The sequence below is a fragment of the Sphingomonas sp. MMS24-J13 genome (assembly GCF_044905095.1).
Lineage (GTDB): Bacteria > Pseudomonadota > Alphaproteobacteria > Sphingomonadales > Sphingomonadaceae > Sphingomonas_I.
In genome coordinates this window covers 4,559,114-4,570,647 of sequence record NZ_CP173258.1, presented here as the reverse complement: position 1 = coordinate 4,570,647, position 11,534 = coordinate 4,559,114, and the positions used below count along the sequence as shown (strand labels likewise).

At 65.8% G+C, this 11,534-nt stretch carries 11 protein-coding genes; 6 read left to right on the top strand and 5 right to left on the bottom strand.

The genetic code is table 11. The features are described from left to right. Nucleotides 1-3 precede the first annotated feature (3 nt). Entirely contained in the window at nucleotides 4-429 is a 426-nt protein-coding gene (locus AB4Z44_RS21400; protein ID WP_404714303.1) for a CoA-binding protein, read from the top strand. A gap of 7 nt (nucleotides 430-436) precedes the next feature. On the opposite strand, the gene AB4Z44_RS21395 is transcribed toward AB4Z44_RS21400, so the two are convergent. The 3 genes from AB4Z44_RS21395 to ubiA are packed head-to-tail and all read right to left on the bottom strand — an operon-like array spanning nucleotide 437 to nucleotide 3,516. Further along, the gene (locus AB4Z44_RS21395) at nucleotides 437-1,216 is read right to left on the bottom strand and encodes an inositol monophosphatase family protein (RefSeq protein ID WP_404711669.1); all 780 of its coding nucleotides are present in this window, start codon (nucleotides 1,214-1,216) and stop codon (nucleotides 437-439) included. Next, on the bottom strand, nucleotides 1,209-2,555 hold the full coding sequence (locus tag AB4Z44_RS21390; RefSeq protein ID WP_404711668.1) for a TldD/PmbA family protein: 1,347 nt from the start codon (nucleotides 2,553-2,555) through the stop codon (nucleotides 1,209-1,211). The genes AB4Z44_RS21395 and AB4Z44_RS21390 overlap by 8 nt, the downstream gene beginning before the upstream one ends. Before the next feature lie 46 nt (nucleotides 2,556-2,601). Beyond that, complete coding sequence (ubiA, locus tag AB4Z44_RS21385) at nucleotides 2,602-3,516, bottom strand: 4-hydroxybenzoate octaprenyltransferase (RefSeq protein WP_404711667.1); 915 nt, start codon at nucleotides 3,514-3,516, stop codon at nucleotides 2,602-2,604. A gap of 117 nt (nucleotides 3,517-3,633) precedes the next feature. Here ubiA and AB4Z44_RS21380 point away from each other — a divergent pair, with 117 nt between their 5' ends. From AB4Z44_RS21380 to AB4Z44_RS21365, 4 genes are all read left to right on the top strand, one after another. Beyond that, nucleotides 3,634-4,371: a 16S rRNA (uracil(1498)-N(3))-methyltransferase gene (locus tag AB4Z44_RS21380; protein ID WP_404711666.1), complete on the top strand. Its 738-nt coding sequence runs from the start codon at nucleotides 3,634-3,636 to the stop codon at nucleotides 4,369-4,371. A gap of 56 nt (nucleotides 4,372-4,427) precedes the next feature. After that, nucleotides 4,428-5,801 (top strand): glutamate--cysteine ligase, encoded by a 1,374-nt coding sequence (locus tag AB4Z44_RS21375; protein WP_404711665.1) that lies wholly within the window; start codon nucleotides 4,428-4,430, stop codon nucleotides 5,799-5,801. Between the two features lie 212 nt (nucleotides 5,802-6,013). Beyond that, entirely contained in the window at nucleotides 6,014-8,059 is a 2,046-nt protein-coding gene (locus AB4Z44_RS21370) for a prolyl oligopeptidase family serine peptidase (RefSeq protein WP_404711664.1), read from the top strand. After that, on the top strand, nucleotides 8,056-8,655 hold the full coding sequence (locus AB4Z44_RS21365; protein ID WP_404711663.1) for a hypothetical protein: 600 nt from the start codon (nucleotides 8,056-8,058) through the stop codon (nucleotides 8,653-8,655). Before AB4Z44_RS21370 ends, AB4Z44_RS21365 begins: the two co-directional genes overlap by 4 nt. A gap of 108 nt (nucleotides 8,656-8,763) precedes the next feature. Here the strand turns inward: AB4Z44_RS21365 and AB4Z44_RS21360 are convergent, their stop codons facing one another. Further along, the gene (locus AB4Z44_RS21360; RefSeq protein ID WP_404711662.1) at nucleotides 8,764-9,504 is read right to left on the bottom strand and encodes a Bax inhibitor-1/YccA family protein; all 741 of its coding nucleotides are present in this window, start codon (nucleotides 9,502-9,504) and stop codon (nucleotides 8,764-8,766) included. 205 nt (nucleotides 9,505-9,709) lie between these two features. Here AB4Z44_RS21360 and thpR point away from each other — a divergent pair, with 205 nt between their 5' ends. Beyond that, nucleotides 9,710-10,243, top strand: a complete 534-nt coding sequence (gene thpR, locus AB4Z44_RS21355) for an RNA 2',3'-cyclic phosphodiesterase (RefSeq protein ID WP_404711661.1) — start codon at nucleotides 9,710-9,712, stop codon at nucleotides 10,241-10,243. A gap of 81 nt (nucleotides 10,244-10,324) precedes the next feature. Here the strand turns inward: thpR and AB4Z44_RS21350 are convergent, their stop codons facing one another. Then, nucleotides 10,325-11,452, bottom strand: a complete 1,128-nt coding sequence (locus AB4Z44_RS21350) for an OmpA family protein (protein ID WP_404711660.1) — start codon at nucleotides 11,450-11,452, stop codon at nucleotides 10,325-10,327. Nucleotides 11,453-11,534 lie beyond the last annotated feature (82 nt).

The window sequence follows — 11,534 nt, the reverse complement described above, 5'->3', positions numbered from 1 at the left end:
ATCATGCCACTCACATCCGACGCCGATATCGCCGAACTCCTCACCGAAACCCGCACGATCGCGTTGATCGGCGCATCCGATCGCCCCGGTCGGCCGAGCTATGGCGTAATGAAGGTGCTGCAGGATTGGGGCTATCGCGTCCTGCCGGTCAATCCGCAGATCACCGGCGAGCATGTGCATGGCGAATATGTCTGGCGCGAGCTCGGCCAGATCGGTGAGCCGATCGATATGGTCGATATCTTTCGTCGCCCCGAAGCTGCCGGCGAAGCAGTGGATGCGGCGATTGCGGCTGGGGCGAAATCGGTCTGGATGCAGATCGGGGTGGTCAACGAAGCCGCCGCGGCACGGGCCGAGGCGGCGGGGCTTAAGGTGGTGATGGATCGCTGCCCGGCGATCGAATTGCCACGGTTGAGGGTGCCGCGCCGCTAGACGATTCTCAGCGAATGCTCGCCACGATCGCCCGCTCGCTGAGCCTTGCCACCGCAGCGGTATGGATCGCTGGCGCGCTGGCAAGAACGCCGAATGCCTCGCCTTTCGGTGAATTGTAGCGGATCGGGACGCCCAGCGCATCCGTGACGACGGCGCCCGCTTCCTCGGCGATCAGCGCCGCAGCGGCGATATCCCATTCATGCCCCCAGCGCAGGCTGGCGGAGAGATCGGCCTCATCGGCGGCGATTTTCGCGATGCGCAGCGCGATCGAGTTGGGCCGGGGGACCAGGACCAGATCGCTATCGATCTTGGGCAAGGTGTCGGCCGGCACGCGCGCGCCGGGCATCTCCGTGCGGGTCGAGGCGCGAAGCGGCACGCCATTGCGGGTGCCACCTTCGCCTAGCACAGCCCGCCAACGCTCATCGCGCGCCGGGGCATCGAGCACGCCCAACACAACGCGATTATTCTCGACCAGCGCCACCGAGACGCACCAGCCGGTTCGCCCGCGCAGATAATCGCGCGTGCCGTCGATCGGATCGACCACCCACACACGGGGATGACCAAGCCGCTCTTCGCTATCCGCGGTTTCCTCCGACAACCAACCGGCTTCGGGCAGCAGCGCGTGAAGCCGAGCCTTGAGCAGGCGATCCACCGCGAGATCGACCTCGCATACCGGATGGCCGGGCTCCTTCTCCCACGTGCGATAATCGGTCTTCCAGCGGCTGAGCGCCAACGCGGCGGCCTCGGCCGCGATGTCCGCGACCGCGTCGATCAGCCGATCAGGCACCAGCGACCGTCATCCCGTCGATACGGACCGTCGGCACATCCATCGCGCGGCGGAATTCGAGATCGTCGGCCGCGGCCATGTTCAGGAACATGTCCTTGAGATTGCCGGCGATGGTGATCTCAGCGACCGGCTCGACCAGCTTGCCGTCGCGGATCGCGAAGCCCGATGCACCGCGGCTATAATCGCCGGTGACGCCGTTGACGCCATGCCCGATCAGTTCGGTGACGAACACGCCGAGCTTGATGTCGGCGATCAGGCCATCGACCGAAACCGTTCCCGGCTGGAGAAAGAGGTTCGACGTGCCGGCACCGGGCGCGCCACTGCCGCCGCGACTGGCATGACCGGTCGGCGCGAGCCCGAGCTGACGGGCCGAAGCACTGTCGAGCAGCCAGGTCGTGAGCACGCCATCAGCGATGATGTCCATCGCGCTGGTCGGCAGACCTTCACCATCGAAGGCGCGGCTGCGCAGCCCGCGCGGGCGATGCGGATCATCACGGATGGTGAGTCCCTTGGCGAACACCTGCTCACCGAGTTTGCCGAGCAGGAAGCTGGTACGGCGCGCGATCGCGGCGCCGGTGATCGCACCGGCGAGATGGCCGAGCAGGCTGCTCCCCACGCGCGGATCGAATACGACCGGCATCGGCCCCGACGCGAGCTTGCCGGGATTGAGGCGGGCAACCGTCAGCTCGGCAGCACGGCGGCCGATCGCCTCGGGATCCTCGAGATCGACGAGATGGCGCGTCGAATGATAGGCATAATCGCGCTGCATGCCGGCACCGGTGCCGCCGATCACGCTCGCCGAGCAGCCATAGCCCGACGTGATCGAGCCGCGGGCGAAGCCGGTTGAGGTGGCGAGCGCCATCAGGGTGCGGCCCGCACTCGCGCCCGCGCCTTCGCTGTTGGTGATGCCTTCTACGGCGCGTGCGACTTCCTCGGCGGCAAGCGCACGTTCCTTAAGCGCAGCCGGCGAAGGATCGGCACCATCGTCGCCATCGACGTCGATCGCGCTGCCGGTGAGCAGGCGATCGGCAGGCGCCAGGCCGGCATACTCATCCTCGGGCGCCTCGCGCGCCATCGCGGCGGCACGATCGACCAACGCGATCAGCGCGTCCGACGAAAGATCCGAAGACGAGACGCTGGCGGAACGCTTGCCGACGAAGAGACGCAGCCCGATCTCCTCACCATCGGAACGACCTACGTCTTCGAGCGCGCCAAGGCGCACTTGCACCTCGGTCGACTGGTTGCGGAAATAGACGGCATCGGCGGCATCGGCCCCGGCGCGGCGTGCGGCCGCGACGAGATCGGCGACCCGGGATTCTGCATCGGCAACGGAAAACATGAGCCTGCCCTTAAGCAGCATGAGAGGCGAGGTCACCCCCTGAATGTCAGCGCGATGCCGTGCCGACTGCAAGGCAGGCGAGGAAGACCAGAAGCCCGGCAAAACGGTTGGCGCGGAAACGCATCAGCGCATCGGCGGGATCGTCACGGCGCAGGCCCATCACCTGCCAGCCGAAATGCAGGCCGGCGGGGAGCAGCGCGACGAGCACGAGCGGATCGGGGCGGACCGCCCAGAAAGCGCCTCCCCACAGGACGAGCGCAAGCGCATAGAAGATTGCGATCCCGCCGCGGGCATGCGCACCGAGCGCGCGGGCCGAGGATTTGACCCCCGCCAGCGCATCGTCCTCGACATCCTGCAAGGCGTAGATCGTGTCGTAGCCGATCACCCAGAAGATCGCGCCGAGATAGAGAAGCAGCATCGCCGGCGCGACCGATCCGGTCACCGCCGGCCAGCCGACCAGCCCTGCCCACGAGAAAACGATGCCGAGCCAGGCCTGCGGCCACCAGGTGATCCGCTTCATGAAGGGGTAAGCCGCGACCGGCGCAAGGCTGAGCAAGGCGATGATCTGCGCGGTGCGATTGATCTGGAGCAGAACCACCAGGCCGATCAGGCAAAGGCCGATCAGATACGCCCAGGCGAGCTTGAGCGGCAGCCTTCCGCTCGCCAGCGGACGATCGCGCGTGCGGGCGACGCGTGCATCGAGATCGCGATCGACGATATCGTTATAGACACAGCCGGCGCCGCGCATTGCAAGCGCGCCGAGCGCGATCCAGAGCAGGAGATCCCAGCGGGCGAAGGCGCCGCCGGCCAGCGCGACCGCCCATGCGCCGGGCCAGTAGAGCAGCCATGCGCCGATCGGACGATCGAAGCGGGCAAGCTGGACCAGATCGCGCACGCGACTCGGGAGCAAGGCGAGCGGCCGGCGGTGTTCGCTATCGGGAACGATTGTGGGTTGCTGCATCTCTTTTCCGTCGCCCCTGCGCAGGCAGGGGCCCATCTCTCTATCGACCATCGACAGCACTCGTGGGAAGAGAGATGGGCCCCTGCCTGCGCAGGGGCGACGATATATGTGAGAAAAATGCCCGCTACTCCCGCCTGGCCGCCTGCCAGCACGCCTCGCCTGTTCATCGACGAGCCGCTTGAGGCAGGCACCGTCATTACCCTCGATGGCGCGCCTGCCAACTATCTCGCCAATGTGATGAGGCTCAAGGCTAGCGATCCCGTCCGGCTGTTCGACGATCGCACCGGCGAATGGCTCGCGACCGTCAGCGATGTCGCGAAACGCGCCATCACCCTCGGCATCCAGGACAAACTCGGCGAGCGTGAGGCCGTTCCCGATCTCTGGCTATTGTTCGCGCCGATCAAGAAAGGCCGAATCGACTGGCTGATCGAGAAGGCGACCGAGCTCGGCGTCGCGCGGCTCCAACCGGTGATCACGCGGCGCACGATCGTCGACCGGCTCAACCTCGATCGGCTGCGCGCGCATGCGATCGAGGCAGCCGAGCAATGCGATCGAACGGCGCTCCCCGTGCTCGAGGAGCCGGTGAAGCTGGAGACGTTGCTTCGCAGCTGGGACGCCGGGCGCGCCTTGATCTTCGCCGACGAAACCGGCGGTGCCCCGCTGGCGCAGGTCGCGAAGCAAGGCCCCGCGGCGATCCTGATCGGCCCGGAAGGCGGCTTCACCGACGAGGAACGCGGGATCATCGCCGGGGTAGCCGGCGCCTGCCCGGTCAGCCTCGGCCCCCGCATCCTGCGCGCCGATACTGCCGCCGCCGCCGCGATCGCGGTGTGGATGGCGGCTGCCGGCGACTGGTGAAACCGCGCTTCCAAATCCGCTAGCGTACCGATCGGTACAGAGCTATTGGCGCGCCCATGACGACACGCAGCGCCGACGCCGGCCACGACCCCCTGATCGAGAGCCGCGCCGACATGATCGGTGTCTTTTCCGGAGGCGAAAAGCCGAGGGAAGACTGGCGGATCGGCACCGAGCACGAGAAATTCACGTACGCCCGTTCCGATCATCACGCCCCTTCCTACGAGGAGAAGGGCGGCATCCACGCGCTGCTGATCGGGATGACGAAATTCGGCTGGGAACCCGTCTACGAAGGCAGCAACATCATCGCGCTGAGCGGCGCCGATGGCGGCATCAGCCTCGAGCCTGCGGGCCAGTTCGAGCTTTCGGGCGCCCCGCTCGACAATCTCCACCAGACCTGCGCCGAGGCAGGCCGCCATCTGAAGCAGGTCAAGGAAATCGGCGACAAGCTCGGCATCGGTTTCCTCGGGCTAGGGTTCTGGCCCGACAAGACCCGCGCCGAACTGCCGATCATGCCCAAGGGCCGCTATGAGATCATGCTGCGCCACATGCCACGCGTGGGCTCGCTCGGCCTCGACATGATGCTGCGCACCTGCACCATCCAGACCAACCTCGATTATGCGAGCGAGGCGGACATGGTGAAGAAATTCCGCGTCAGCCTGGCGCTGCAGCCGCTCGCGACCGCGCTGTTCGCGAACTCGCCCTTCACCGAGGGCAAGCCCAACGGCTTTCTCTCTTATCGCAGCCACATCTGGACCGACACCGATCCGCATCGCACCGGCATGCTGCCGTTCGTCTATGACGAGGGCTTCGGCTATGAGGCTTATGCCGATTACATGTTGAACGTGCCGATGTATTTCGTCTTCCGCGACGGCAAATATATCGACGCGGCGGGCCTCTCCTTCCGCGACTTCCTCGACGGCAAACTCTCCGTCCTGCCCGGCGAGACGCCGCGGCTGGAGGATTGGAAGGACCATCTGTCGACCGCCTTCCCCGAGGTGCGGCTCAAGAGCTTTCTCGAGATGCGCGGCGCCGACGGCGGGCCGTGGAACAAGATCTGCGCGCTGCCGGCCTTCTGGGTCGGGCTGCTCTATGACGATCAGGCGCTCGATGCCGCCTGGGACGAGATCAAGCACTGGACGATCGAGGATCATAACCGCATCCGCGCCGAAGTGCCGCGGCTCGGCCTGGCGGCGAAGGGCCCGCGCGGGCGCACCTTCCAGCAGCTTGGCAAGGAGATCCTCGAGATCGCGCACAAGGGCCTCGCCGCGCGCAAGCGGCTCAATGGTGCCGGCGACGACGAGACCGGCTTCCTCGATCCGCTGCGCGAGATCGTCGAGAGCGGCAAGGTGCCGGCACAGCGCCTGCTCGATCGTTACCATGGCGAATGGGCAGGCGACCTGAGCAAGGTCTATGACGAGATGAGTTTCTAGCTCCCGTCGCCCCTGCCTGCGCAGGCAGGGGCCGATCTCTCTATCAACCATCGGCAGCGCTCGTGGGAAGGGACATGGGGCCCTGCGCCTTCACCGGGTCACGCCAAAGTTGTACTTTGGCGGGTGCCCTGCAGGGCCACGCGGTGGGTATACCTGTCCGCCTCCGGACACCCCTCTTGCCAGCACGCCCGCAAGCCGCCCATGCTGGTGGCATGACGAACCGCTTCCTCCCCCTCGCCGCCCTCCTCCTCGCCACCGTGGCGATGCCCGCCTTCGCCGCATCGCCGACCGGGCCGACCCGCGCCTTCACCGGCGCGGATCTGTTCGATCTTGAGGTCGCGACAGAGCCGCAGATCAGCCCCGACGGCACCCAGATCGTCTACGCCCGCGAATCGAACGACATCATGACCGATCGCAGCCGCAAGACATTGTGGCTGGTCGACGTCCGCACCGGCGTGCAGACCCCGCTCGTCGCCGGGAGCGGATCGCATATGAGCCCGCGCTGGTCCCCCGACGGCAAGCGGCTCGCCTATGTCTCGACCGCGGAGGGTGCCAATCCGCAATTGTTCGTGCGCTGGATGGCAACCGGCGCCACCGCGCGCATCACCGGGCTGCCCGATAGCCCGAGCGCGATCAGCTGGTCGCCCGACGGCCAGCGCATCGCCTACACCCTCACCGTTCCCGGCACCGCCCCGACCTTGGGCAGCGCGCCCGCCAAGCCCGAGGGCGCAAATTGGGCCGATCCGCTCGAGGTGATCGACAAGGTCACCTATCGCGCCGATGGCGGCGGCTATCTCAAGCCCGGTTTCGATCATATCTTCATCGTCGATGCCGATGGCGGCGCGCCACGCCAGCTGACCTTCGGCGACCATGACGATTCGGGCCCGTTGTCCTGGACGCCCGACGGGCGTCGCATCCTGTTCAGCGCGGTCCGCACCCCCGATTGGGAGCGTGAGCCGAACAATTCGGAAGTCTATGCGCTCGACATCGCCAGCGGCAGCCTGACGGCGCTGACGAAGCGCTTCGGCCCCGACAGCGATCCGGTCGTATCGCCCGACGGGAAGAATGTCGCGTATCTCGGCTTCGACGATAAGCGCCGCTCGTACGAGAACACCCAGCTTTACGTGATGGCGATCGACGGCGGCGGACCACGCTCGCTTACCGCCAATCTCGATCAGAGCATCGACCGCGCGTACTGGGCGGCGGAAGGCCGGTCGCTGATCGTCTCCTATGACGAGCATGGCGTGAAGCGGGTTGCGCGGATCGGGCTCGACGGCAAGGTCACCAGGATCGCCGAGGGGCTTACCGGCGGCGAACTCGACCGGCCCTATACCGGTGGCAGTTTCAGCGTATCGCGCAGCGGTATGGTCGCCTATACCGGCGGCGATGCGCTTCACCCCGCCGACGTCTATGTGGCCGGGCGTCAGCTCACCCATCTCAACGACAACATCCTGGGCGCCAAGGCGCTGGCAAGCGTTCGCAAACTGCCGGTCAAGGCCCCCGACGGGCGCGAGATCGATGCCTGGCTGGTCACGCCGCCGGGCAAGGAGGGACAACGCCTGCCTCTGATCCTCGAAATCCATGGCGGCCCGAATTCGGCCTACGGCCCGGCATTCTCGACCGACGATCAGCTTTATGCCGCCGCCGGCTATGCCGTACTCTATACCAATCCGCGCGGCAGCACGTCCTACGGCGCCGAGTTCGCCAATCTGATCGACCGCAAATATCCGGGCGACGACTATGGCGACCTGATGGCGTCGGTCGATGCGGCGATCGCCGCCGGCGCGGCCGATCCCAACCGGCTCTACGTCACCGGCGGATCGGGCGGCGGCGTGCTGACCACCTGGATCGTCGGCAAGACCGATCGCTTCAAGGCGGCCGCCGCGCAGAAGCCGGTGATCAACTGGATCAGCGAAGCTTTGACGATGGACGCGACCACCTTCACCTCGGCCTATTGGTTCAGCAAGCGGCCGTGGGAGGATCCCATGGCCTATTGGGCACGGTCGCCCTTAAGCCTGGTCGGCAACATCAAGACGCCCACGCTGGTCGTGGTCGGCAGCCAGGACTATCGCACGCCGGTGAGCGAGAGCGAGCAGCTCTACGCCGCGCTCCAGATCCGCGGCGTGCCGACCGCGCTGGTCAAGGTGCCGGGTGCAAGCCATGGCGGGATCGCGGCGCGACCATCGCAGGCGGCGGCCAAGGCGTCGGCGATCCTCGCCTGGTTCGCGCGCTATGGCGGCGAGCAGCCCAAGCCTTGATCGATCGCCGCGCCCTGCTGGCAAGCGGGCTTATGCTGCCAGGCGCCGCGCTCGCTGCCAAGCTGGCCCCGCCCGATCTTGAGGTCAACGAAGCGGCGGTTCACTGGCCGATCGGCGAGGGCCGCGAGCTTCATGGCTATATGGCGATTCCCGCCCGTGCGCGCGGGCGCCAGCCGGCGGTGCTCGTGATCGGCGGCCTCGACGCACCAGACAGTTTCGCACGCGCGCTGGCCAAGAGCGTAGCGCAAGCAGGATTCGTCGCCTGCACCGTGAATCGAGCGACGACGACGCCGGCGCGGCTCACCGACGACATGCGCGCCACCGCCGCTTGGCTGGCCAACGGTCGCTATGGCACCGGCCGCGTAGGCGCGATCGGCGTAGCAGGCGGGGTCGACACGGTAATCGCCCTGGCGGCCACCAAGACCGTCACGGCGGCTGTCACTTTCGGTGACACCTTGACGGTCGTTGACACGCCTATCCTTGCCTACAGGCGCGCGGGAAGTGGTTGGGTCAGCCCGGTCGACCCAGGCGAGCCGGCCGACTGGGCCGAAGCGTGGCCCCGTGCGCTCGCCTATCTGCGAGAACGTCTGGTCTGACTTTGTCTCGTGCCCGGATGGGAGGAGATAAAGTCAATCAGGCATCCACCCACAAAAAAGGCCCGCCGGATCGCTCCGGCGGGGCTCCCGAACTATCTCCTGTGCCGATCAGCGGCGATCGCCAAACAGGCGGAGCAGGAACAGGAACATGTTGATGAAGTCGAGATAGAGCTGCAGGGCGCCCATCACGACCGACTTGCCGGCGAAGGACGAACCCGCGACCGAGAAGTACATGCTCTTGATCCGCTGCGTGTCGTAAGCGGTGAGGCCGGCGAACAGCAGCACGCCGATCACGCTGACCGCCAGATCGAGCGCGCTCGACTGCATGAACAGGTTGATCAGCATGGCGACGGCGATGCCGATCACGCCCATGATCAGGAAGCTGCCCATGCCCGACAGATCGCGCTTCGTGGTGTAGCCCCACAGGCTCAGCGAACCGAATGCCGCTGCCGAGGCGAAGAAGGTCTGCGCGACAGAAGCACCGGTGTAAGCCAGCAGCAGGGTCGACAGCGACAGGCCCATCAGCGTGGCATAGGCCCAGAACAGGGCTTTAGCCGTCGTCTCGCTGATGCGGTTGATGCCGAAGCTCAGCCACATCACGACGCCGAGCGGCGCGAACATGACGATATAGCCGAGGCCCGACGGACGGCCCTGCGGGCTGAACAGCAGGGACATGTACGGGCTATTGGCGAACAGCAACGCCACGACGCCCGTCAGCAGCACGCCCGACGCCATGTAATTGTAGACTGAAAGCATATAGGACCGAAGACCCGCATCGTATGCGGCCCCGCGCGCGTCGACGATCGTCGGCCTCGCAGCGGTCGCCCTAGGGTCGGACCAGTTTGCCATCTCGAATAAGCTCCTCAAGCGCCACAGTGGCGCGGCCTGCAATATCGTTCCGCTTCGCAGTCTTTTCAAGAGAAAGCGGTGACGATCGCGGCCTGCTATGGTGCAGACCGCCTTGCATCCGAATGAACGCGGGCTTCCTTCGGATCCGCAGCAACAATATCTTACAAACCAGGCCGGGCCACCCCCGGGGATCGAGGACAAAGCCGTGCATCGCCTGTTCGTAGCCCTCCGTCCGCCGCTCGCGATGCGTACCTATCTTCTGAGTCGGATGGGGGGCGTGCCGGGCGCGCGCTGGCAGGATGACGCACAGCTTCATCTCACACTGCGCTTCATCGGCGAAGTCGATCGCCCACAGGCCGAGGATATCGCTGCCGCCTTGGGAACGATCACCCAACCCCGCCCGACCATCACGCTTCGTGGCTCTGGCGCATTCGATCGGAAGGGCAAGGTTCATACGTTGTGGGCTGGTGTTGCCCGCGACGATGGGCTGAGCGCACTATATGAGCGGATAAACCGCGCACTGATCAGAGCCTCGGTGGGTCCCGACGAACGCGCCTTCACACCGCATATCACGCTCGCCCGGCTGAACAGCGCCGCTGGTCCGGTGGAATCCTTCCTCGCCCGGACGACTGATCTGTCGAGCCCGCCGGCTACGTTGGACGCGTTTCTTCTCTACGAAAGCACGCTCGGCCATGGCGGCCCGATCTATGAAGCGGTTGCGCGCTATCCGTTGACTTAAATCCCCAGCGCCAGAGCCTTACCAAAGAAAAGGGGCCGGCTGTTGCCAGCCGACCCCGATCCTGTTCGCCGAAGCGATCCCTTACTGGCCCGAATTCGGACCGAAGGTGATCTCCACGCGGCGGTTCTGCGGTTCGCGCACACCGTCGGCGGTCTGAACGAGCAGCTTCGTTTCACCGAAGGCCTGCGTCGTCATGACACCGGCAGGAACGCCCTTGCCGCCAAGATAGGTCTTCACCGAGTCAGCACGGCGCTGCGAAAGCCCCATGTTGTAGCTCGCGGAGCCCGACGTGTCGGTGTAGCCGGCCAGCATGACCTGGGCCTGGCCCGTGGTCGCATAAGCCTGCGCCGCATTGTCGAGGATCGACGCTGCCTCAGGCGTGATATCCGACTTGTTCCAGTCGAAGAACACGATGAACGGCCCAGGAGTCGCCACTGGCGGCGGCGGCGGGGGCGGAGGAGGCGGCGGCGGGGGAGGCGGCGGCGGGGGAGGCGGCGGCGGCGGCGGCGGCGGCGGCGGCGTCGGTTCCCCGAAGTTGTAGATCAGGCTCGCCAGGATGCTGTTCGAACGATAGCGGGCGGTCGACAGGCCAGCTGCGGCCGCATTGCCGGTCGAGCTGGGAACGCGGACGCCATAAGCGTTGAAGAAGCGATACTTGGCACCGATGTCGATGTGGTCGTTGATCGGGAACAGCACGCCAGCCAGAACCTGGAAGGCGAAGCGCGAGTCGCTGCCGTCGAGGAAGCTCTGGCCACCATTGAGGCGATAGATGCCGTAATGGACGCGTGCGATACCGGCACCGGCACCGACGTAGCCGTTGATGCCCTTGTCGTCGCCGAAGTTCAGGAGCGCGTTGCCCATGAAGCTCAACACCGACGTGTTGCCGCTATATTGGCTATCGTAGATCCCGGCAGGGCTGCCGTTGATCGTGGTGGTGGTGGTGTGGCTCTTAACCTCGGTCCGCTTGTAGCCGACCTCGCCTTCCAGGCGAACCATGCCAAGATCATAGCCGACGATGCCATCGACATCGAACAGGCCATTCTTGTGCTTCGCAGTATCGGCGTTGTCAGTCGCACCGATATTGATCTTAGTATTCTCAACGATGATGCCGCCGCCTTCGACGCCGACATACCAGGCCTTGTCCTTCGCCAGCGCGGGCGAGGCCAGCGCCGTCGAGGCCAATATGGCCATCATGGCGAAATTACGCATTCCGATCCCCTTATGCTTCGGTGGGTCCGTGCAGGTGGTGCAACGTACTAGTCAGTACCATGGTTCTACGCAAGCACGCAAA

Excerpts from the sequence above, each read along its gene's own strand:
- AB4Z44_RS21400 (WP_404714303.1), top strand. The coding sequence starts at position 4 with ATGCCACTCACATCCGACGCCGATATCGCCGAACTCCTCACCGAAACC.
- AB4Z44_RS21390 (WP_404711668.1), bottom strand. The coding sequence starts at position 2,555 with ATGTTTTCCGTTGCCGATGCAGAATCCCGGGTCGCCGATCTCGTCGCG.
- ubiA (WP_404711667.1), bottom strand. The coding sequence starts at position 3,516 with ATGCAGCAACCCACAATCGTTCCCGATAGCGAACACCGCCGGCCGCTC.
- AB4Z44_RS21380 (WP_404711666.1), top strand. The coding sequence starts at position 3,634 with ATGCCCGCTACTCCCGCCTGGCCGCCTGCCAGCACGCCTCGCCTGTTC.
- AB4Z44_RS21375 (WP_404711665.1), top strand. The coding sequence starts at position 4,428 with ATGACGACACGCAGCGCCGACGCCGGCCACGACCCCCTGATCGAGAGC.
- AB4Z44_RS21370 (WP_404711664.1), top strand. The coding sequence starts at position 6,014 with ATGACGAACCGCTTCCTCCCCCTCGCCGCCCTCCTCCTCGCCACCGTG.
- AB4Z44_RS21360 (WP_404711662.1), bottom strand. The coding sequence starts at position 9,504 with ATGGCAAACTGGTCCGACCCTAGGGCGACCGCTGCGAGGCCGACGATC.
- AB4Z44_RS21350 (WP_404711660.1), bottom strand. The coding sequence starts at position 11,452 with ATGCGTAATTTCGCCATGATGGCCATATTGGCCTCGACGGCGCTGGCC.